The following is a 21747-nucleotide window of genomic DNA, read 5'->3' as shown; positions in this document are numbered from 1 at the left end:
CACCCGCAGCCGACCGGTCTCCGCGGAGGTCACACCGGGAGCGGGAGGATCGAGGCGTCCAGCGATCCGGTGGTGATCGACGCGAATGCCGAGGGATTCCCGCTCTCCCGGTCGGCGAGGAGGAAGAAGGAGATGCGCAACTCGGCCGTCGGTTCCGATTCGAAATCGAAAACCTGGGTGAAAAGGTCGTCGGAACCCGGCGGGAAATGCATCACATCGGTCTGGCCGTTGACGCTGAAAACGACGGTGGCACCCGCGCCGGCCTCGGAGACTATGACGGTCTCCAGGATCGAAAACCTTATCTGCACGGTGTCCGGGGCGCTGTCCAAGGGCAGGACCATCGAGAACGTGTGCATCCCGAAAGAATGTGCCGACGTGTCGGTGCCGGCCTCGGCCACCAGGTCGGCGAACGTCAGGGTGAACGCCCGGCGGTCGTCGCTGACGGCGAGTTCGCAGGTCTCGGTGCTCACATAGGTGGCCTGTTTTCCGAATGTCGCATGACTCATCTCTGCCTCCGTCACCGCCGTCTGCCGGTACACGAGACGCACCGCTGTCGGCGAATGATTTGCGGATCACATGGATTGCCCGAGCCGATGCCGATCACCGATGGGAAACGATCAGTTCGGCGATGCCCGGAGACGACGTCAAGCTACACCCGCCACCGGCCCGGGCGGTGTCGTGCTCACGACATGGCCGAACACATCCGTCAATCGCACATCACGGCGCGCCCGGCGATGTCCGACATCAGCCTGTCGATCGGGCGGCCCGGCGCCGGCGGACGGTCTCGCGGAGGTCGCTGAGGAACCACAGCACGACGCCCGCACTGCAGACGGCCGCCGCCCAGCCCCGCCACCCGCCGTCGAGGATGCGCTCGGGCGCCAGGCAGATGGTGAAGGCCAACATCGTCCCGGATCTGGCCAGGTCGCTCATCCGGGCTCCTCAGCGCAACGGTGCGGTCGACTCGCGCGTGATGAGGCGCACCGGGAACGTCTCGACGCCGGAGGTGGCGGTGCCCTCCATGGCGGCGGACAGGCGCTGGGCCGCGATCCGGCCGAGATGTTCCAGGTTGAGGTCGATCGTGGTCAATGGTGGCCGCGAGTTGACGGCCAGGACGCTCCAGTTGTCGAAGCCGATGACGGCGACGCGGGACGGTACGTCGATGCGCTCCTCGTGGAGGACGTCGAGGACCCCGCGGGCGATCTCGTCGGAGCCGGCGAAGATGGCGTCGACGTCGGGGCAGCGGTCGAGGAGCATCCGGGTGGCGCCGCGACCCCACGCCTCGGACCACATGCCGAACCAGACCTCGCCGCCGGCCAGGGTGAGGCCCTCCTCGGTGAGCCGGTCGACGGCACCACGGGCCCGGTCCTGGGCGGCGCTGTATCCGGGGTCGCCGGTGATGTGGGCGATCCGGCGGCGTCCACAGCGGATCAGGTGGTCGACGGCCGTACGCCCGCCGCCGGTGTTGTCGGTGACGAGGGACAGGTCGGCCGGATCGTCGGACGGCGCGTACGCATAGACGACGGGGACGGGCAGGTCGCCGAGGGACGGGCGGGTGTCGGGACGGGCACCGACCACTATCAACCCGTCGACCCGGCGGGACAGCAGGGCCCGCAGATGATGTTTCTCGCGGATGGTGTCGCCGCGGGCGTCGCAGAGGAACACCGAGGTCTGGTCGGAGCCGAACGCGTCCTCGGCGCCCATCAGGATCGGGATGGAGAATCGTCCTTCGAGGTCGGACGTGAGCAGCCCGACGGTGCCGCTGCGCTGGGTGATGAGGCCCTGTGCGAGCGTGTTGGGCGAGAAGGAGAGCTGCTCGGCGGCGCGGATGACTCGTTCGCGGGTCTCGGCGCGGACCTGTGGCTGCCCGTTGAGCGCTTTGGACGCGGTCGCGACCGAGACACCGGCGAGTTTGGCGACGTCGCGAAGAGTAGCTCGTGTCAAGAAATTATCTCCCAGAAAACCTTTTCGGCCCGCTGACCGTCTGGTCAGAGTAGCCCAGCGGGAGAAACTCCGAAACAGTCGCTAACTCCGCTCGATGGTGTCGAAGGTCAGTCCGGCGGTGCTCTCGCCGCGTCCGGCGCGGACCTCGTGGGCCGTCCACACGTGAGTGCCGCCGTCCGACCAGCGGGCGCGGCGGGCCCGGCGGGTGACCAGGCGACCGGATCGGGGCAGTTCGGCGCTGGTCAGTCCGGTGCCGGCGACGGCGGTGAGGAGGTCACCGAGCGGAGCCGGGCCGGCGAGTTCGAGGCGGGTACCGCCGTCGACCGGACGCAGCGGCAGCCAGTGCGGCGGGACCGGTGTCATCAGGCGGTAGCGGGCGACCGCGTCCGCGGCCGGCGGGCCGGGATCCTCGGACGGCCTCGTCTCGCGGCGGCGCACGGTCCAGCCGGACGCGCCGACGGCCCGCTGCTCGACGGCCCAGCCGAGGTTGGCCATCTCGTCGCGGCTGAACAGCACCTCCTCGACGGGCTCGCCGTCCATCACGTCGGCGGCGGTGGCCGGGACGAGGATCCAGCCCTGGTCGTCGCCGGTGAGGCCGAACATGCCCCATCCCGGGTCGACGGTGGAGGCGGCGGGGATCGTCACGGTCTCGCCGAACGAGTTGGTCACCTCCAGTGACGTGACCCGGCCGAGCGCTCCGGCGGGGACGGGCAGCGGCAGCGGGTGGAAGTCGTTGCCGTAGACGAAGGCGAACTCGACGAGCAGCAGCCGGCCGAGGTCCTCGGGGGCGGCGCTGACCCGGCCGAAATCGAGGACCGCGTCCTCGAACTCCCACCAGCGGGGCGCCGGCATGCCGGGGAACAGCAGCCCGGTCGGGAGGGTGGCGAGTTCACCGGTGGTGACGGGCGCGTCCTTGGCGGCGCCGAGCTCGTCGCCGGGCACGACGTCGAAGTCGGTCCAGTCGACGCGGCGATCGCGGTAGGCGGGCGCGGACAGCACGGTCTCGCCACCGGGCACCGGCGCGGCGAGGCGGAAACGGTGGGCGAGACGTTGCGGCTCCCACCCGCCGCCGGCTTCGTCCGGCGAGACGCGAGGACCAAACCAGGAGAGCCAGTCAACGGCGATTCGGCGTACGGCCTCCCGGTCCTCTTTCCGGATTTCCACGGTGTCCGGCAGCCCCGCGCCGGTGAGTGCCGCGAACAGGGCGTATCCGTCGGGCACCCGCCCGGCGAGCAGTGCCACCACGCGCCGGGACCGGTCGTCGGCCTCGTCGCCGGCGGCGAGCGCCCTCAGGGGGAGGTCGCGGCTCAACTGGTCGCCGTAGCGGTCGGCGAGCGGCCCGAGCAGGTCGAGGAACCGCCGCCCGCCGGTGGCCGCGGTCCGCCGGTCCTGCCGCGGCACGCCGGTCGGCTGCTCGGCGAGGCGTTCCCACGGCCGGTCGCCGGTCAGCGGCACGGATGCGGCCGGGCCCGCCTGGTAGCGGGTGACCGGTGTCGTCTCGTAGGCCATCCGCACGCCGACGGGTGATCCGGCGTCCTCGCCCTGCCACTCCCCCGTCTGCCACTGGCGGCTGAGCATCCACAGCGGATCACCGATGCGGGCCGCGAGACCGCCCAGTTCCGGGTCGAACGGCTGCGGTTCGAGCCGTCCCCAGCTCGTGATCGATCCCATGTCAGCTCCCGAATCGGGTGGCGATGGTGTCGCCGGCCGGGTCGCCGCCGACGTTCCGGGCGAACATCAGGGCGGGCAGCAGGTGGCCGAGGCCGGCCGCCTGTCCGGGCCGGACCGTCCGGATGCGGGTGGTGTCGTACGTTTCGAGCAGCACCGATTCGAGCGTGCCGAGAGTCCATGGCGCTGCCGGGTCGGGGGCGACGGCCAGCAGCAGGGCCTGCGGGGCGGTGGCACCGGGGCTGTCGAAGTGGAACACCACACCGGTGGTCTCGGACTCACCGGGCAGTACCTCGACCCATTCGTCGATCATCAGTCCGGCCAGCTCTCCCGGGGCGATCGGTCCGGCCACGACGATGCCGGTGCGCCCGCCGAGCGGGGTGACACCGGCCGCTCCGATCCATTCGTCGTCGCCGACGGGCAGCTGCAGGGCGGTGAACTCGCCGGTTCCGGTGCTGAGCAGTCGCAGGTCGGCGAGCCGGGCCGCACCGGGCCGGACCTCGGCGACGCCGTCGAGCCAGTCACGCAGGTCGTGCTCGCCGGGTGCGGTGAGGTCGCGCGGGTCGCCCGCGTCGAACAGTGGCAGCACCCGGAAACCCGGCCCGAACAGGGCCTCCAGGCGGGCCGTGCCGGTGCCGTCGCGGGCGGTGTCGAGGCGGGCGCGGGCGGCGGCGGACACGGTCCGGGCCTGTACGGCCAGTCCGGCCCGGTCGGCACCGGGTGGTGGCGCCGCGCCGTCGACACCGAACGTGCTGATCACGGTCAGTGCCGCAGACACGGCCTCGATGCCGTCCGGTGCGGGACGGTCGAGGATGCCGCAGGCCAGGCCGATGTCCAGGTGGGCGGGGAGGTCCAGCAGGTTCGCGAGTCCGCCGGGCAGGTTGGCGGCGCCGAACGCCGTACCCAGTGCGGTCAGGTCGGTGGCCGTCAGGCCGAAGGGTTCGCACAGCGCCTCGATCGCGGCGGTGAGCCGGTCGGTCGCCTCGGCCAGGCGCTCGTCGGGGATCAGGCCGGGATCGGTGGCGCGCCCGGCCGGGCCGAGGTCGCGGGCGTCGGCGGCCCGGGAGCCGCGCACCACGTCGCGGGCGACCTCGGCGAGGGTGAGCAGCTCGTCGAGGCTGAGGACGTCCGGCGGCCAGTCGTCGGCGCGGCCGGTGTCCAGCGTGCCGGTCCCCAGGTTCGCGGCGATCCGTCGTCCGAGATCTGTTTCGGACAGGGTGGCCACCGACGGAGACGGGCCGTAGAGCAGGTCGAGAGGGCAGAGCCCGGCCGCGTCGAGGGTGTGGACCTTGTCGCCGACGCGCAGCCGTACCCGGGCCGGGTCGCCGAGCACCGCCGCCGCCCAGGCGTTGAGGCGCGGTTCGGCGCGGGCCCTGGACCAGAGTTCGCGCTGTTCCTTCGTGCCGCGCCAGTGCGGTGTCGCGAGGTCGTCGCCGATCAGCAGGACGATCCGGTGGGTCTGGGCGACGCCGGTGCGCGGTGAGCGCAGCACGTCGGGTTCCGGTGGGGGCAGTTCGCCGCGGGACAGGGCGTCGAGGGTGGCACCGGAGCGCACGTGGTTCCCCATCAGCGCCTGGTGAACGCTTTCGGCCAGGCCGACGTCACCGACCGCGTCGACGGCGTCGGCGACGACAGCGATGGCGGCGGCGATCGCGAGCTGGTCGGCTTTGCCCTCCTCGGGCAGGTCGCCGCCCCACGGCACGGCGGGCAGCCGCAGCAGGGCGAGACCGTCGACGGTGGCGAACGGGCCGGTGTCCGGTCCGGCCGCCTCGGGGGCGATCCGGCGCAGCGCGGGCAGATACCGGGCCAGGCCGCGGCCTGTCAGTTCGCGTTCCAGGAGGTGACCGAGGAGCGCGCCGAGGGTCTGGCCGGAGCGGACGCCGTCGAGCAGGTCGAGGGCGAGCCGGGCGCGGGCCGACCCGAGGTCGACGGCGAGCGACCCGTCGGGGTGGCTGAGGTGGCCGCTGCGCAGCACGGCGGCGGTGGCGGCCTGGCCGATCGACGGGGCGTGGACGTATCCGGTGGTCGGCGGCCGGGTGGCCGGGTGCAGGTCGGTGACCAGTCCGTATCCGCCGAGCTGGACGCCGTCGGGGCGGGCGTCGCGCAGTTCGGTGAGGCGCTGGACGGCGACCGCGGTAATCCACGCGTCGAGGCGGTGCGAGGACAGGTCGAGGGTTTCGGTGAACAGCCGCCGCACCGTCGCGTCGGGCAGGGTGGCCAGGCGTTCCAGGGCGGCGAGCGACTCGGCGAGCGGCTGGACCTCGGCCGGCGGCTGCGGTTTGCGGGCGAGTTCGTGGAGCACGTCGGCGACCGGCCGGCCCTGGAACCGTGCCTGGTCGAGGTGCCGCCACGAGGTGAGGGTCTTCGGCGTGACCGGGTCGGGGGCGGTGACGTCGGCGAGGTCGACGAGTTCCGGTTCGGGCAGCGGGACGTCCGTGACCGGGACGAGAAGGAACGCGGCGTCGGCGTACGCCTGGAGCAGCGCGTGCCGGATCAGCCGGGTGGGCACCGGCGTACGGGCGTCCCACCAGTTGTCGTGCAGTTCCCGTGGGGTGGCCTTGACCAGGGCGGCCAGGTCCAGCGGGGTGTCCGGGTCGTCGACCGGCTCGGCCTGGGCGGTGAAGGCCAGCGACGCGATCCGGGCGGAGGTGTCCACGTCCCACGGGGTCAGCGCGGGCTGGAGACGCTGGGCGAGGCTGCCGGTGTAGTCGGTGAGCGCCTGGTTCATCGCGAACCACAGGTTCCGGGCGTAGACCGGGCCGATCGCGGGGCGGACCGCCAGGGAGGCGGAGACGGCGTCGGTGGCGAGCAGTTCCAGCAGGCCGGCGCTGGTGTCGGCGCGGGGCACCAGCGAGGCGGCGGTCAGCCAGCGGTCCCGGGCCTGGCGCAGCAGGTCGATACGGGCGGCGCTGCTGTGCCAGCCGGCGCCGGTTGCACGGCCGAGGTTCCCGATCGCCAGTCCACCGGCGAGGGCCCGGCCGGGCGGGGTGGTCCCGGTGTTGCCGACGAACGTCCAGGCGGTCTCCTGGCCGATCGTGTAGGCACCGCCGCCGTCCCAGCCGTACCGCACGATCAGTCGACCGTCGTCGCCGGCGACGGTGATGCCGCCGGTGAGGATGTCGACGGTGCCGGAGACGATCGTCATCGGTGCCGACCAGATGACGTCGGCGCGCTTGCGGCTGCCGGTCCGGTATTGCAGGCGGCCGCCGACGGCGGTGAGCAGGTAGAACGTGCCGGGGCCGGAGGCCAGGCCGAGCAGTTTCTCGTCGGGTCCGACGGTGGTGAGGGTGGTGACGGTCCCCCACCGGCCGACCGTGCCGTCGGCGCTGAGCCCGGAGCCGACGACCAGGCGGGTGGTGCGCTGCGGCGGCCGGGTGCGGGCGTCCTGCCAGCCCACCGCGATCTCGTTGCGGTTGACGGCCAGGGCCAGCGCGGACGCCGGGACACCGACGGGCAGGCTGCCGGCGCCGGCCTGGCCGGTGACGGTGCCGGAGTCGCCGAGAGCGAGGACGGTGAATCCGGCCTGCCGTCCGTCGGTGGTCAGCCAGCCGGTGACCGCCTGGAGGCGGCCGTCACCGTCGAGGTCGGCCAGGGCCAGGCCGGTGCCGTACGCGCCGGCCGGCAGGGGCACCACAGCCGGTGGTGTCTGCGCGGTCCACGTGTGATTCGCGTCGAGGTCCCACAGCACGCGCAGCCCGGTCCGGGGTCCGCCGTCGTCGGCGGAGTCGAGCAGCAGCAGGTCGGGGGCGGGTACGGCGGGCCGCCACCGGTCGAGCGAGGTGGCCGGCAGGACGCCGTACGGCTGGTCCCCGGCGCGCAGGGCGGGCAGTGGACCGCTGCCGCGCACGGTCGTGGTCACCCACTGCCGCCAGCCGGTCAGGTCGGTGTCGCCGAATCGGGGCGCCATGATCTGGGTCAGGAAGTATCCCCAGGTGGCGGGCCAGAGCAGGGTGGACATGTCGGTGGCGTCGCGCTGCCGGTGCAGGTCGGTGAGGTCGGCCAGGGCGCCACCGCGGACGCCGAGCGCGCGGGCCAGCAGCCCGGCGTCGGATCCCGGATCCGGGACGATTCCGGTGGGTGGGCCGGTGACGGTGGCGGCGGCCCGCTGATCGGTGGTGTTGTTGGTCGGCGTGCCGGTCGCGAGCAGGTCGAGACCCCAGTGGTAGCGGTGTGCGTCCAGCAGCCCGGTCAGGGTGGTGCCGCCGCCGGCCGGGTCGCCGTTCTCCCGGACGCCGGTGACCAGCAGCAGGTCGATCCGGTCGGCGAGGTGCGCGGGAACGTGCAGGGTCAGGCCCATGCCGGCGCGTTCGGCCGCACCGAAGTCGACCATCCAGCGCATCGCCGGGTCGGCGGGTTCGCCGCTGTCCACCGGGGACGGGCCGGCGGCCAGGGGCCGGGTGATCGCGGTGCCGGTGGCGGTGGCGATCCGGATGCCGTCCCGGTAGGCGAGGGCCACCCAGCGGTCCGGCAGCGCCTCGGCGACGGCGGCCCGGCTCCACCGGCTCGCCTGTTCGGCCGGTGCCGGGAAGGTGGGGTCGGGGCCGATGGTCAGCGGGGTCAACGCGGTGGCGATCCAGGCCGCCCGTCGAGGGCCGGTCCGGTCGGTGAGCTGTTTCCAGGCGGCATCGCGTTCGTCCTGGCCGGTGGCCTGGAGAGTGGTGCGCCAGTAGTGCTCGCCGGCCCGGATCTCGTCGGCGACCAGGCCGCGCTCGTGACCGTCGAGGTGCACGGTGTCGGGGTAGACCCGGACGAGGATCGGCACCGCTCCGGCGGCGGTGGCCGGGCGGAACCGGGTCTCCAGTCGCACCGGCAACAGCAGCAGCGGTACGCCGGGGTCGAGCCGGGACATGTCGACAGAAGGCAACGGGCTGGTCATGAGTTGTCCGTGGGGAAGAGGTCGGAGGCGTGAATACAGATCCGGAAAGGCAGCTGTTCGGTGAGGCGGGCGAGGACGGCGCTGGTGGTCTGCACGCCCCAGCCGGGCACGGTGACGCCGGTCAGTCCACCGGCCAGGTTCACGTGGTCGCTGGCCGTCCGGGCGACGGTGTCCCAGCTCAGCGAGGTGGCCGCGTCGGGTGAGGTGGCGTCCAGGCCGAGCCGGGGTTCGGCGGGCGGCTGCTGGAGGACGAAGAACCAGCCCGGGTCGCCGGCGGCCGGGTCGGGGTCGCCGCGTGCCACGTCGGGGTCGAGGGCGAAGCCGAGGAACGTGACGTCGGGCGGGATGCTGCCACTGAACACCGGGTAGACCTCGGGATAGCCGGGAGCGGCCGGGTCGGCGGCCGGATCCGGGATGACCGGGACCCGGCGGCCGTCCTGCCAGCGGGCCCGGGCGGCGTAGACGACGGTCCGCGGATAGCGGTGCAGGACCTCGCCGCGGATGACGAGGCAGACCTGCTCGCCGCCGGTCAGGTGGTCGCCGAGGTCGCCGGTCCAGCCGTCGATCGCCGGGATGTCGTCGGCCGGGCCGGTGACCGAGCCGGACCGGTCCCAGAAACGGCGGAACGGGGTGCCGCGCTGGTCGGTGGGGAACCCGCGCCACAGCAGTTCGGCGTTCATCTCGTGGTTGGCGCCGGTCATCAGCGCCTCGACGAACCGCGGGTTGGTGGGCAGGGCGGTCACCGAGTTCGGCGGCAGGCCGGCGATACCGGGCAGCAGGTGGTCCGGCGAGAGGGCGATCAGGTCGCGGGCCAGCGGGGTGTCGAAGCGCGGGGCCGCCCACACCGGTTCCAGGGGGTCGCCGGCCGGACGGGGCGGGAGGGTCAGCCGGGCGTGCAGCCGCTGGGTGACGGTCACGTCCGGGTCGGCGGCGGCGAGCACGTCGGCGCGTAGTTTCGGCAGGTCGAGGGCGGGCCGGGCGGGCGGGGCGACCGGCTGGCAGCCGGGCATGTCGCGCTGGTGTGCGGCCGCGGCGGTGACGAACGCCTTCCACTGGGCGGGTGACGCGTGGCCGCGGGGTGTGCGCGCGACCTCGGCCAGGCGCTTGTCGGTGATCTCGCAGAGGCGGGTGCGTTCCTTGCCGTTGACGTCGTCGGGGGTGACGGTTCCGGTGGGGCGGGCCGGCGGGCGGCGTACCGAGATCAGGTCGTCGTTGACCTGGGTCAGCAGGCCGGCCGCGGTCTGTCCGGTGCGCCGGGCGAGGGGTCCGCGGGGCCGCAGCACCCGGCGGTAGGCGCCGCCGGTCATCGCGGCCGGGACCCGGCTGGCCGCGACCACACTCGCCACGGTCACGCCGCCGGTCAGGACCCGGGTGTGCAGGGCGGCGGTGACCAGCAGCAACTGTTCGGCGGGCAGCAGCGCGAGCCGGTCGTGGACCCGCCCACCGGCGCCCCGGGCGAGCTGGGCCAGGCGCAGCAGCCGGTTGGCGGCCTCGATCTCGCCGGCCTGTCGCCAGGCGGCGGCCATCAGGTCCTCCTGGTGGTCGCGCACGAGGTTCGCCCCGAGTGCGGCGGCGGCCCGGTAGCGCGGGTCCAGGTTGAGCCGCCGCAGCCAGGCCGGGGCGGCCGGGTCCGACGGGCGGCGGGCGATGTGCCGGTGGCCGTAGGACGGTGGCGGGAGAGGATCGCCGGGCGCGTCCAGGAGCGCGGCCATGGCCGTACCGAAATCGCTCGGGGGTGAAGGGTCTGACAGTGCGCCGAGCGCACCCGGAAGTTGCCAGCCCTCCAGATCGGGCAGCCCGCCGGGCAGGTCCTCGACGGTGAAGGGCCGCCCGGCCGGTGCGGTCGCGCCGGAGCGGGTGAGACGGGAGGCGAGGGCCTGGAAGTCGCCTTCGGCGCCGGTGACGAACTCCCACCAGAGGTACGCCGGCAGGTCGATCGCGCCGGTCGTGGCCGTCCACGCCGGGTCGCTGGTGGTGGCCGCCTCGTCGACCGGCATGCCCAGTCCGGCGCGGCGGCCCAGCTCGAACGCGGGCACCACGGCGGCCAGGTAGCGGGTGCCGGCTTCGAGCATCCGCGGACAGGTCAGGCGGCTGAGTTCACCGGTCCCGGTCTGGGTGTGTGCCCACGCCCACGATTCGGTGAGGTCGGGCAGGTCGCGGGTGGCGTCGGCGACCCGCAGCACCGGCAGTGACCCGGCGGCGGCGTCGAGGGTGACCCGGTCGCGGCGGACCACGACGAGGACGATCCACGGGCGCAGCCGGTCGGCGTTGGGTGCGGCCGGGGTGAACAGCCAGGGCAGGTCGGGCCGGGTGAACTCGACGAGGGTGAAGTAGTTGGGCTCGGCGTCGGGGGTGTCCGGCCCGGGTTCGCGGCGCAGCACCTGTCGGGCGTCGAAGCCGAGCACGTCGCCGGGCCCGTAGAGGCGGACCGGGACTCCGGTGTCACGGCCCCCGTTGACCGCGGTGGTCACGGTCAGGGTGGCGCGGGCCGGGACCGGTCCGGTCAGCGGGTCGACGGTGGAGATCGCCCCGGCGATGCCCGACCGGGTCCAGGGGTGATAGCGGCGGGCGGTCATGCGTTCACCTCGTGGGCGCCGACGATCTGGGTGGCCGTGCCGGCGGGCCGCGCGGCGGCCGCCTCGACGTGACTCGGGAAGGGTCCGCCGGCACCGGTCAGGTCGGTGGTCGACGCGATCGCGTAGGCGGGCGCCGCGACGGTGATCCCCATCGACGGGCCGTGGTAGCCGGGAGCGGCGGTGGCCGACAGGAAACCGAGGACCGGGGTGGCGACGGTGTAGTCGGGCAACGGTTCGTCGTCGTCGACGATGCGGGTGGTGTAGCCCTGCGTGCCCGGCTCGGCGGGGCCCTGCGTGGTGGCCGGCGTGCCGATCCCGGAGTAGCCGCAGAGCAGCGGCTCGAAGGCCGGGCGGGACAGTTTCTCGTCGTCGGCGAGGGCGAAGAACTGGCCGGCCGCGAGGTCGGCGCGGACCTCGGTGCGGGTGCCGTCGGCCGGCTCGCCGCCGATTCGGAAGCCGAGGGTGAAGTGGTCGGCTCCGGCCGGTGCGGGCTGCCCGCCGTAGACGTCGATGGTGACGCCGAGCGGGACGATCTGCTGGCGGACGGTGAGCCGCCCCAGCGGGTGGGCCAGCACGGCCGGGCTGTCGAACTCGCGCAACGTGACGACGCCCTGGCCGGGGTCGGGCAGCTGGGCCTCCCAGTTGGCGGCGTCGCCGACGGCGGCGAGCAGGTCGGCGACCGGGTCGAGCGGCTCCGGCGCGACCGGGTCGGGGTCGTCGCCGATGGTGACGTCGACCGGGATCCGGTGTTTGCCGAAGAAGACGAGCTCGGCGTAACCCCAGGCGTGCCACGGTTCCGGGCCGGACAGCGACAGGAAGACGGTGGCGGCCAGGATCGGGGTGCCGTTGCGGCGGATCTCGACGCCGCCGTACATGTCGGCGACGAAACTGAACGGCTTCAGGATGATCAGCACGTCGAAGCCGAGGAACGCCTGCGCGCTGAACAGGCCGATGAACCCGGCGTCGAGTTCGGCGTAGACCTCCAGCCGGGCGCCGGTCTGCACGCTGTTGGACGTGGTGGCGAAGTAGCTCTCCAGCCGGACCCGCGGGTTGTCGCCGGTGGCCAGCGAGATCGCCAGGCGGCGCAGCTGCGGGAAGCCGGGCGGCGGGTCGAACCGGGGGTGGAACCCGCCGGCCGACACGGCGAACATCTTGGTGGCGCCCCAGCCGATCCGGGCCGCCATGTCGCCGGAGATGGTGAACATGGCGATGCGCGAGTCGTACAGGGAGGCGTCGATGGACACCTCGCCGCGGCCCAGGTCGAGGATGCCGATGACGTCCAGGTGCAGCTCGACGACGGCGTTCTCCGGTTCGGGCAGCACCAGCGACACCCGGCCGAGCAGGGCGATGACGATCGGGGCGGGCAGCTCGACGACGATGCCGAGGTCGACGACGAGCAGTTGCGGGGAACCCCATCCGAGCCGGGCCATCAGGCCGATGACGAACCGGCCGGGCGCGATCGGGAACACCGATTGGACGTCGCTGATCACCTTGGGGACGTTGGCGAGCGGGTCGCGGGGGAACAGGATCGAGTCCAGGACGCCGGTACGGGCTCCGGCCCGCAGGGCTTCCAGGTTCATCGTCCGGTTGAACCCGAAGATGCCGCCGAGCCCGCTGAGGGTGAAGCCGAGGCCGAGCTGGATCGGCGGGAACTCGGCGGTCAGGATCACCAGCATGCTGAAGCCGCGGGAGCCGTCCGGCATCTTCGTGGCGACCAGGCCGATCGCGGTGATCGACACCAGCTCCTGGATGGACAGCTGGAGGATGCCGGCGTACTGCCCGGCGGTGTGGTCGAACAGTGCGTAGCCGCCGCCCTTGACCACCGCCGCGTCGATGAGCAGGCCGGCGCCGTCGGGTGGTTTGAAGCCGAAGGCGACGTCGAGCGGCCCGAGGTTGCCGGTGCCGCCGGCCGCGACCGGGGTGGCGACCGCGCTCGCGCCGACCCGGCTGACCGTGACCACGACCGGGCCGAGGGTGAAGACGGTGTCGACGGCCAGGTTGAGCACGATGCCGCGTTCGGTGTCGGCGACCAGCTCGATCAGGATCGTCTCGATCCGCAGGATCGCGATCTCCAGGTGGGCCGCGATGAGGAACCGGAAACCGGCCGCGGCGGCCAGCCGCAGTCCCTTCTTCGACGACCACATCAGCTCGACGTCGAGGGTGATCGCCTGCGGGTCGGTGCCGAGGAACCGGCCGAGGAACGAGTCGGCCGACGCCGCCTGGAGCACGAACGCCAGGTCCTGGACGCTGAACCCGGCCAGGAACTCGATGTCGTCCGGCTCGCCGGCCGCGCCCACCCGCACTTCGAGGCGCCCGAGTTCCAGGCGCATGCCGCCGGGTGAGCCGAGCAGCACGAGCGGTTCGTCGCGGCGCAGCGCGATGCCGGCCTCGACCCGGGCAGAGGCGTCCAGGTGGGCGGCGACGCCGTCCGGGCGCAGGTCGACGGTGAGGCTCGTCTCGCCCTGGAGGGCGCCTTCGAGGGCGAGCACGAACGGCCCGAGCGGGAACTCGACGGTGACGCCGACCCCGCCCACGGCCGCCAGGGTGAGCGCCAGGCCGGCCGGATCGCCGGACTGCGTGCCGGTCGCCGGGATGGGCAGCGCGGCGACGGTGACCGCGCCGAACAGGCCGGTGTCCGGGTCGTAGGACTGGGCCAGGGTCCCGGTCAGCTCGCGCAGGCCGGGGCGGGCCGCCGGCGTCCAGTAGGGCTCGATCACCCCATCGCGGGGCATCCCGACGCGGGCCGGGCCGAGCAGCCGGACGAGACCGCCGAGCCTGGTCAGGACACGGTCCTGGTCGAGGGTCCGCCCGTCGCCCCACCCGAACTGGTCGCGCAGGTGCGTGAGCGGGTCGGTGAGAAAAGAGATCAGATTCCCGAGATCAAGAGCTTTGCGACGGTACGCTCCGCGGGCCCCGGACGCGGGAACGTCGAACTCGTCGATCACCCCGATCAGGCCGAGCACCGCCGCGATGCCGGGGCTGTCGCGCTCCAGAACACGCAGGAACAGCCACTCGAACAGCTCCGGCGGGAACGTCGCCCAGAACTCGGCGGAGTCGAAGGGCGCCGGCAGGGCGGCCCGGTCCGGTGGCCCGGCGACCATCGCCTGCACCAGCGCGGCGAGGTCGGCGGTGTCCGCGACCAGGCCGATCACCAGCGCCGGGTCGCTCGCGTCGCCGGTGGTGAGCAGCCGGACCAGATCGTCGAGAGCATCGCCTATGTCGAACGGGGCACGCACGGCGGACAGGTCCGCGCCGGGCGGGGCGGGCCAGCCGAACTCGGCGACGACGGCCGCGAACTCCGGCGCCGACCGGGCCAGCCGGGGCAGCGGCTGCAGCGCCTCCAGCACCCGTCCGGCGACCTCGATGAGGAAGTCCTCCACGTCGCTCATTCAGACCACCCGGTCGAGCAGGCGCATCGGGCCGCGGCCGACCTCGGCCCAGTCCGGTTCGGGTGGAGCCGTCACCCGCACGCTGACCGGCCGGTCCACGTCGAACAGCCGCTGCTCCACCTGCGCCGCGAACGCCGCGTCGTCGACGACGACCCCGTGCTCGAACAGCTGCGCGGCGGAGCTCTTGGCGAAGTTGTAGCTGCTCACGATCGTCAGGTGGCCGTCCGCGGTGGCGACCTTCACGTGCAGCATGTGGCTGTTGTAGGCGTACAGCTGGATGCCGGCCGCGACCAGCGCCGGCTGCCGGTAGCCCATCAGGTCGCGGGCGATGGCGAAGTCGAGGTACTTGTGCGGCACGAACAGCTCGACCGGGATGTTGCGGACCTGGGCGGCGTGCACCAGGTAGTGGGCGATCAGGTCGTCGGTGACGTAGGGGTTCTCGATCCGGATCCGCTGGGTGGCGTTGCGGAACATCCGCAGGTATTCGGCGCCGATGTCGCGTTCCAGGCCGGGGACGTTGCTGATCACCTTGATCGAGGCGGACCCGACGGACACCGGCGGCGGGAAGTAGGCGGCCGACGCCCGGTCCAGGTATTCCCCGGAGGACACCGCCCACCGCTCGACGAAGTAGCGCTGCGCGGCCGCGACGGCCGGGCCCTCGTAGCGGATGAAGCAGTCGTGCCACTTGGGCCATTTCTCGGTGGTGGCCGGGTCCTCCGACTCCTCCTTGGCGTCGCGGGCCGGATCGATCGGATTGTCGTAGAGGTAGTAGCGCTGCCCGTTCGCGCCGCCGCAGTGCGCGATCCGCCCGTCCACGATGATCAGTTTCGTGTGGTCCCGGCAGCCGCCGAGCAGCGCCGGACTGCCGATGCCGGCCGACCCGAGCGCACCGGCCGACTGGTAGATCCGCTGGATGGTGACCGGCAGGCCGCGGCTCGTCATCCGGTTCTGGAAGGCGTTCCAGGCCAGGATGCCGCCGTGCGTCAGCATGAGACGGCTGACATAGTCCTTCTGCACATCGATGCGGTCGCGGTACTCCGGGTCGGTGATGGTCCGCAGGTTGTCCAGCGGCGCGACCAGGAAGCTCGACGACACGACCTTGACCCCGGCGGCCTTCAGCTGGTCGAGACCGGCGTCGAACCGCTCGAGCGGAATGCCCTGGCCGAGCGGCTCGGGCATGGCGGTGGCCGGCAGGTCGAACAGGAGCCGTACCTCGACGCCGCGGTTCGCCGCCTGTTCGAGCGCCTCCGCGATCAGCGCGCCGGCGTCGAAGAAGAACCAGTTGAGATGGACGTGATGCTGGGCGGCGTTGATGTCGGCGATCACCCGCGGCAGGATCTCGTTGCCGTCGACCAGCAGTTCGGCCCGGTTGCCGGGGATGAAGGCGGGCGACTCACGCCGGATCACGCCCGAGGTGACGGTGGTCTGACCGGGTGCGGAGACGGTGAAGTGCAGCGGCGGGAACAGCAGGTCGTCGCTGATCGGGTCGGCCAGGAACGAAGCCGTCGACCGGTAGGGCAGGGTGGTCTGCTTCTCCACGCACTCGCTGACGTAGCTGTAGGTGGTCGGGAGGTCGAACAGCACCTTCCACTGGTGGTCGAGCGTCACGTCGGCGGTCACCGTCACGGGTGCCGGACCGACCGCCGGGACCTGCACCCTGACCACGGCCAGCGGCGGCGCCTGGGTCGCCTTCCACAGCTTGAAGGTCAGCTCACCGCCGGCGAAGTCGGACACGTCGACGGCCATCTGCGCCGTGCGCCCGAAGACGAAGGTCCCCACCTCCGCCCCGTCGATCAGCCACTGTGGACCGCTCAGTCCCATGTGTACCGCCCCCTCGCCGTGGCGGACACGCTACCGATCCGCGACGCCGCACCGGCGGTGCTGTCGCCTCCTGGACAAAGAGAAGATCACCGCATCTCAGGAGGTCACGCGCGTAATGATCGATTCCGGTCGGCCGGAGATCAGCGGCGGGCGTAGAACGGGGCCGTGCGGTCGAGCATCCAGGTCGCCACCGCGGAATCCTCGTCCAGCATGACGATCTCCAGATCGTGGGCGACCGGTGTCATCCGGGCGGCCTGCTCGACGGCGGCGCGGATCTCGCGGGGCCAGGTGGGGATCCGGCGGTCCGGGCGGATGCCGATCATCAGGGTCTCCGGGCCGTCGTCGATGCGGCGCAGCGCCCGGCGGGCCTCGATGATCCCGCGGACCGCCTGGAAGCCGCCGGACAGGGCCTGGAGGAAGTGGTACGGCTCGGGGTGCGGCAGGCCGAGCACGACGCGGGCCTCCATCGCGGTGTGGGGGCCACGGATGCGGCCGATGTTCTCGGCGGCGACCGGGAGGCTGGAGGCGGAGCCGGGGTTCACGGCGAATCCCAGGTCGGCGGGGATCCGCTCGGCGAGCTGGCGGCCGGTGAGGCGGATCTGGGTGCGGTTGCCCGCGCCGGAGCGGGCCAGCTGTTCGGCCGAGGTGTAGACCGTCACGTAGGCGAACCCGTTGATGGTGGTCAGCGGAAGCGGCCGATCGGCGGGCAGGGGCACCCAGACGGGCTCGTCAGCGAGAGCGGCCAGTAGTGCGTCGGGTGGTGACTGACCGCGCCGGACGTGCAGCAGCGTGGTCTCCAGGCTGTTCGAGGGAAACATGGTCGACTCCCGTCTGTCGGTGTCCCCACCAGCAGATACGCGACGAGAGGCGGGCCTGGTTCACGTTTTCAGATGGCGTCGTCCGGGACTTTTCCGGTCACGGCTACGGGAGCGTTCCCATCGGTTGATTCGGGCCTTCTGTCCTGAACGGCCCGGACCAGCAGGGCCAGCGGCCAGAGCAGAAGGACCAGGACGCCGAGGACGAGGTACTCGGCCAGCGGGACGCGGAGCAGCTCGTGGAGGTGCTGAAGGCCGCGGTTCCAGTAGACGGCGGAGGCGCCGGCCAGCCAGAGGGCCAGGAGCAGCCAGCGGGTGCGGGCACTCAGGCCGAGGCCGTGCATCTGGGTGATCACGAAGACGGCCAGGAACCCGAAGAGGAAACGCGGCCAGGCGCCGTCCGGGCCGGAGTTCATGACGGCGACCAGGGTGCCGTGGACGGCGACCATGAGTTCGAGGCTGATCGTCCACCAGCGGTTGGTGTGTGCCGTGGTGAAGAACAGGCTGCTCTGCAGGAGCAGCAGGAACATGTAGAAGAAGCCGATCAGGTGGCCACTGGTGGTGACCATCGGGTGGTACCAGAACGTGTAGATGATCGCCCAGCTGAACAGGTAACCGTGATAGCGCCGCACGAAGTCGACCACGAGGGCGGGGATGGGCGCGGGCCTGCCGGCCACCAGACCGCGGCGGCGGTTCTCCATCAGAAGGACGGCGACCAGCAGGAGTACGACCGAACCCTGCGAGCTGAAGATCGAGACGTCCTGCGCGAGCCCGTCGTAGAAGACCTGCGTCTGGATCTCGTGCAGGGCGATGAACCCGAGGTTGGCCCCGATCGCGACGACGTTGACCGTCTTCAGCCCGCGGGTCCACGTCCGTGCCCGGGTCTGCGCGTACCAGATGAGCCCCCACGACACGATCTGGTGCGCGGCGTATCCGGCCCACGCCGACAGCCGGGTCCACGTGGTGGGTTCGGGGAGTTTCCACTCGTACCACGCGGCGCCCTGGTCGGGCAGCAGCGCGACGCCGGTCAGCCCCTGGCCGAGGATCCAGACCAGGCCGGTGAGCAGGGCGACCGCCGGAACTCCCCAGAGCAGGACACGCTCACTGCGTACCGCCGTGTCGTTGACCACGCGGGCAGTATGGCGGATATTCAGCAGACTGAACAATGGGCGTTCGTCGATGGTTGGGGGCAGCGTGGGCCGGTACCGCTTACACGTCAACGGACGCCGGGAGACGGTCGACGTACCCGGCGACACGCCGCTGCTGTGGGCGCTGCGGGAGGAACTCGGGCTGACCGGGCCGCGGTACGGCTGCGGCATCGGGGCCTGCGGGGCCTGCACCTCACTGATCGGCAGGCAGGCCGAACGGCCGTGCGTGCGGACCGTCGCCGACTCCACCCGGGAGCGGATCACCACGATCGAGGGGCTGTCGGCGGACGGCGACCATCCGGTGCAGCGGGCCTGGCTGGAGCTCGACGTGGCGCAGTGCGGCTACTGCCAGCCGGGCCAGATCATGACCGTGGTGGCGCTGCTCGCCGCCAACCCCGACCCGACCGACGCCGAGATCGACGAGGCACTACGCGACAACGTGTGCCGGTGCGGGACGTACCAGCGCATCCGGGCCGCCGTGCGCCGGGCCGCGGAGCTGGCCCGATGACGATCACGAGGCGCGGATTCCTGGGCGCCGCCCTGGTGGTGGCGGTCCCCCTGCCGGGCGGCACCGAGCTGGTGCCGAACGTCTTCGTCCGCGTCGACCGCCGCGGCCGGGTCACGGTCACGGTTCCGCGTCCGGACACCGGCCAGGGGGTACGCACGATGGCCGCCGTCCTGGTCGCCGAGGAACTCGCGATCGGCGTCGAGGACGTCCGGCTCGAACAGGCGCCCGGCGACACCACCCGCTACGGCTCCCAGGCCGTCGCCAACTCCACGTCCAGCCGGATGATGGCCGAGCCGCTGCGCACCGCCGCCGCCACCGCCCGCTGCCTGCTGATCGCCGCCGCGGCCGCCCGCTGGGACGTCCCGCTCGCCGAGTGCACGGCCCGCGACGGCCGGATCCGGCACCCCTCGCACCGGCCACTGCCCTACCGTGACCTGGTCGAGGATGCGGCCGCGATCGACCCGGCCACGGTCGCGGTCACGCTCACCCCGCCGGAGCGGTGGCGGCTGATCGGGCGTACCGGGGCCGGCCGCGCCGACGCCCGCGACATCGTCACCGGCAAGGCCCGGTACGGCGCCGAGCACGCGCCGCCGGGCAGCCTGATCGCCGTCGTCGCCCGTCCGCCGTGGATCGGCGCGAAGGTCGCCACCGTCGACGACACCGCCGCCCTGGCGGTGCCCGGTGTGACCGCGGTCGTCACGCTGACCGCCGGGCAGGGCGGTGTCGCGGTGATCGCCCGCACCACCGACACGGCCCTGCGCGGGCGGGCCGCCCTGGCCGTGACCTGGACCGGCGGCACACCGGCGGCGGACAGCCGGGTCTGGCTCGACGAACTGGAGGCGGCGCTGCCCGCGGTTCCCGGTGCACCGGCGGTGCAGCGTGTCTACCGGTTGCCACTGCTCGCGCACGCCCCGATGGAACCGATGAACGCCACGGCGCACGTCACCGGCTCCGGGATCACGGTGTGGGCGCCGGTGCAGGACCCCGGCGGGCTGCGCAACCAGCTCGGCGCCGGTGCCGTGGTTCATCCGACGCTGGCCGGTGGCGGTTTCGGGCGGCGCATCGAGACCGACGTGGTGATGGAGGCGGTGGCCTGCTCGCGGGCCGCCGGACAGCCGGTGAGCGTGCGGTGGACCCGGGAGGACGACACGCGGCACGACTCGTACCGGCCGATGTCGGTGCACCGGCTCACCGCGACCCTCGACGCCGGCGGTCTGCCCACCGGGCGGGCGCACCAGGTGGTGACCTGGCCGCTGACGGTCAGTCCGCCGTTCGCCAGCCCGGTCGTGGTCCGGGCCAGCGGCGACCACTTCCCCTATGCGGTGCCGGGCAGTGTGACGGTCACGCTGCGGCCGGCGCCGCTGCGGACCGGGTTCTGGCGGGGCGTCTACGCGGGACAGTTCGGCTATGCCGAGGAGTGCTTCCTCAGCGAGATCGCCGAGCGGGGCGGTCACGATCAGGTCGAGTTCCGGCGGCGGCTGCTGCCCGCGGACTCGCGCCTGCGGCGGGTGCTCGACGCCGCGGCCGCACGGTCCACGAACCGCGGGCGGCGCGGGGTGGCGTGTCACCTCGACTACGGGTCGGCGATCGCCGTGATCGTGGACGCGGATCCGGCCGCCCGCCGGGTGCACCGGGTCACCGCGGCCGTCGACGTCGGCATCCCGGTCCACCCCTCGGGTGTGACGGCGCAGGTCGAAGGGGCGGTCATGGACGCGCTGTCGACGGTCCTCGGCGCGCAGATCACCGTCCGGGACGGCGCGGTGGTGCAGTCGTCGTTCCGGGACTTCGCGTGGGCGCGGATCACCGACTGCCCGGAGATCGAGGTGATCGTGGTGCCGTCCGAGGCACCGATCGGTGGTCTCGGGGAACTGGCCTATCCCCCGGCGGCCGCGGCCATCGCGTCCGCGCTCGCGGCCACCGAACCGGTCAGCGGGATGCCCTACGGGGTCCCGGTAGGGTGACGCGGTGCAGGACGACGTCGAGAGCTGGCCGACCGGACGGCTGCTCTCGGTGGCGGCCCGGCTCGTCGAGGGCCGGTTCGAGCAGTTCCTGGCCGGGCTGGGGCTCACCCACGCCGGGCTGATCGCTCTGCACCACCTGGCCGGCGGGCCGTTGTCGCAGCGTGAGCTCGCCCAGCTGTGCCGGGTCACCGATCAGACGATCAGCCGGACCATCGAGCGGCTCGCACGGACCGGGCACGCCGACCGGACGGCCGACGGCCGCGACCGGCGGCGCACCGTCGTCACCATCACGGCGGCCGGTGCGGAGGCCCTGGCCGTGGCGCGGCGCGAGGAGCAGCGGTCGGAGGATCTGCTCGGCGCGGTCGACGACTACCACCACTTCCGGCAGCAGTTGATCACCCTGATCACCCGGGTGCCCGCTCCCGCCGATCAGCGGCGCACCCGATAGGTCAGGTGGAGCACCCGGTTTCCCCGGATCACCACGTCCGGGTCGGCCAGCAGGTGCTGCGCGTCGACCGGCCCGAAGAACCGCTTGCCGGAGCCGAACACCACCGGCACGACGTCCATCCGCACCTCGTCGACCAGGCCGGCGGCGAGCACCTGGCCACCGACGTCACCGGCGGCGACCTCGACGATACGGTCGCCGGCGAGCTCCTGCGCCCTGGCCACGGCCGCCTCGACGCCGTCGACGAAGTGGAACGGGGCCGTCGGGTCCCAGCCGTCGGGCGGCGGCCGGTGGGTCACGACGACCACGTGGCCGACCCCGCTCGGCGGTTTCCCGTCCCACCCGTCGGTCATGTCGAAGACGTGGCGGCCGCAGATCGTCACCCCGATCCGGTCCCAGTACGCCCGGGTGTGGTCGTAGGACGTCTGCGACACCCTCACCACGCCGCTCTCGTCCAGCGGGACGTCACCGCTGGACAGCCAGTCGAACAGCGGCCCGGGCTGATCGTTCTCGTCCGCGACGAAACCGTCCACCGACACCGAGCCGTACAGGACCACTTTGCCCACGGGGCTCTCCTCTGCTTCCGGGTGCCCTCAAGC

At 72.8% G+C, this 21747-nt stretch carries 14 protein-coding genes; 3 read left to right on the top strand and 11 right to left on the bottom strand.

What is annotated here, in order from left to right; translation table 11 throughout:
• Window positions 1–29 precede the first annotated feature (29 nt).
• The 10 genes from ACFO0C_RS16135 to ACFO0C_RS16090 form a co-directional block, all read right to left on the bottom strand.
• Window positions 30–506, bottom strand: coding sequence for a hypothetical protein (locus ACFO0C_RS16135; RefSeq protein ID WP_378067434.1), 477 nt, complete (start codon window positions 504–506; stop codon window positions 30–32).
• Between the two features lie 238 nt (window positions 507–744).
• Window positions 745–930, bottom strand: a complete 186-nt coding sequence (locus tag ACFO0C_RS16130; RefSeq protein WP_378067433.1) for a hypothetical protein — start codon at window positions 928–930, stop codon at window positions 745–747.
• 9 nt (window positions 931–939) lie between these two features.
• Complete coding sequence (locus tag ACFO0C_RS16125) at window positions 940–1941, bottom strand: LacI family DNA-binding transcriptional regulator (protein ID WP_378067432.1); 1002 nt, start codon at window positions 1939–1941, stop codon at window positions 940–942.
• 81 nt (window positions 1942–2022) lie between these two features.
• A complete protein-coding gene (locus ACFO0C_RS16120; protein ID WP_378067431.1) occupies window positions 2023–3612 on the bottom strand; it encodes a hypothetical protein in 1590 nt (529 codons plus the stop codon).
• A gap of 1 nt (window position 3613) precedes the next feature.
• Window positions 3614–8485 carry a hypothetical protein gene (locus tag ACFO0C_RS16115; RefSeq protein ID WP_378067430.1) on the bottom strand — a complete coding sequence of 1624 codons (4872 nt, stop codon included), beginning with the start codon at window positions 8483–8485 and terminating at the stop codon, window positions 3614–3616.
• Entirely contained in the window at window positions 8482–11061 is a 2580-nt protein-coding gene (locus ACFO0C_RS16110; RefSeq protein ID WP_378067429.1) for a hypothetical protein, read from the bottom strand. Before ACFO0C_RS16110 ends, ACFO0C_RS16115 begins: the two co-directional genes overlap by 4 nt.
• Window positions 11058–14450, bottom strand: coding sequence for a DUF6603 domain-containing protein (locus ACFO0C_RS16105; protein WP_378067428.1), 3393 nt, complete (start codon window positions 14448–14450; stop codon window positions 11058–11060). The genes ACFO0C_RS16110 and ACFO0C_RS16105 overlap by 4 nt, the downstream gene beginning before the upstream one ends.
• The gene (locus ACFO0C_RS16100; protein ID WP_378067427.1) at window positions 14451–16271 is read right to left on the bottom strand and encodes a phospholipase D-like domain-containing protein; all 1821 of its coding nucleotides are present in this window, start codon (window positions 16269–16271) and stop codon (window positions 14451–14453) included.
• A 140-nt stretch (window positions 16272–16411) separates the two neighbouring features.
• Window positions 16412–17089 carry an enhanced serine sensitivity protein SseB C-terminal domain-containing protein gene (locus ACFO0C_RS16095; RefSeq protein WP_378067426.1) on the bottom strand — a complete coding sequence of 226 codons (678 nt, stop codon included), beginning with the start codon at window positions 17087–17089 and terminating at the stop codon, window positions 16412–16414.
• A 68-nt stretch (window positions 17090–17157) separates the two neighbouring features.
• Window positions 17158–18216 (bottom strand): hypothetical protein, encoded by a 1059-nt coding sequence (locus ACFO0C_RS16090; RefSeq protein WP_378067425.1) that lies wholly within the window; start codon window positions 18214–18216, stop codon window positions 17158–17160.
• Window positions 18217–18280: 64 nt separating this feature from the next.
• On the opposite strand from ACFO0C_RS16090, the gene ACFO0C_RS16085 reads away from it, so the two are divergent.
• Genes ACFO0C_RS16085 through ACFO0C_RS16075 form a run of 3 tightly spaced genes read left to right on the top strand, consistent with a single transcriptional unit; the run spans window position 18281 to window position 21151 of the window.
• Window positions 18281–18742 carry a (2Fe-2S)-binding protein gene (locus tag ACFO0C_RS16085; RefSeq protein ID WP_378067424.1) on the top strand — a complete coding sequence of 154 codons (462 nt, stop codon included), beginning with the start codon at window positions 18281–18283 and terminating at the stop codon, window positions 18740–18742.
• A complete protein-coding gene (locus ACFO0C_RS16080; RefSeq protein ID WP_378067423.1) occupies window positions 18739–20703 on the top strand; it encodes a xanthine dehydrogenase family protein molybdopterin-binding subunit in 1965 nt (654 codons plus the stop codon). The genes ACFO0C_RS16085 and ACFO0C_RS16080 overlap by 4 nt, the downstream gene beginning before the upstream one ends.
• Window positions 20704–20707: 4 nt before the next feature.
• Entirely contained in the window at window positions 20708–21151 is a 444-nt protein-coding gene (locus tag ACFO0C_RS16075; RefSeq protein ID WP_378067422.1) for a MarR family winged helix-turn-helix transcriptional regulator, read from the top strand.
• On the opposite strand, the gene ACFO0C_RS16070 is transcribed toward ACFO0C_RS16075, so the two are convergent.
• Window positions 21133–21714, bottom strand: a complete 582-nt coding sequence (locus ACFO0C_RS16070) for a dihydrofolate reductase family protein (RefSeq protein WP_378067421.1) — start codon at window positions 21712–21714, stop codon at window positions 21133–21135. The genes ACFO0C_RS16075 and ACFO0C_RS16070 overlap by 19 nt on opposite strands.
• Between the last annotated feature and the right edge of the window lie 33 nt (window positions 21715–21747).

This window comes from Actinoplanes subglobosus (genome assembly GCF_042650585.1).
Classification (GTDB): domain Bacteria; phylum Actinomycetota; class Actinomycetes; order Mycobacteriales; family Micromonosporaceae; genus Actinoplanes; species Actinoplanes subglobosus.
Note: the sequence above shows the minus strand (reverse complement) of the source record. Positions and strands in the feature narration are given on the sequence as shown.

Excerpts from the sequence above, each read along its gene's own strand:
- ACFO0C_RS16130 (WP_378067433.1), bottom strand. The coding sequence starts at position 930 with ATGAGCGACCTGGCCAGATCCGGGACGATGTTGGCCTTCACCATCTGC.
- ACFO0C_RS16110 (WP_378067429.1), bottom strand. The coding sequence starts at position 11,061 with ATGACCGCCCGCCGCTATCACCCCTGGACCCGGTCGGGCATCGCCGGG.
- ACFO0C_RS16095 (WP_378067426.1), bottom strand. The coding sequence starts at position 17,089 with ATGTTTCCCTCGAACAGCCTGGAGACCACGCTGCTGCACGTCCGGCGC.
- ACFO0C_RS16105 (WP_378067428.1), bottom strand. The coding sequence starts at position 14,450 with ATGAGCGACGTGGAGGACTTCCTCATCGAGGTCGCCGGACGGGTGCTG.
- ACFO0C_RS16135 (WP_378067434.1), bottom strand. The coding sequence starts at position 506 with ATGAGTCATGCGACATTCGGAAAACAGGCCACCTATGTGAGCACCGAG.
- ACFO0C_RS16080 (WP_378067423.1), top strand. The coding sequence starts at position 18,739 with ATGACGATCACGAGGCGCGGATTCCTGGGCGCCGCCCTGGTGGTGGCG.
- ACFO0C_RS16115 (WP_378067430.1), bottom strand. The coding sequence starts at position 8,485 with ATGACCAGCCCGTTGCCTTCTGTCGACATGTCCCGGCTCGACCCCGGC.
- ACFO0C_RS16100 (WP_378067427.1), bottom strand. The coding sequence starts at position 16,271 with ATGGGACTGAGCGGTCCACAGTGGCTGATCGACGGGGCGGAGGTGGGG.
- ACFO0C_RS16120 (WP_378067431.1), bottom strand. The coding sequence starts at position 3,612 with ATGGGATCGATCACGAGCTGGGGACGGCTCGAACCGCAGCCGTTCGAC.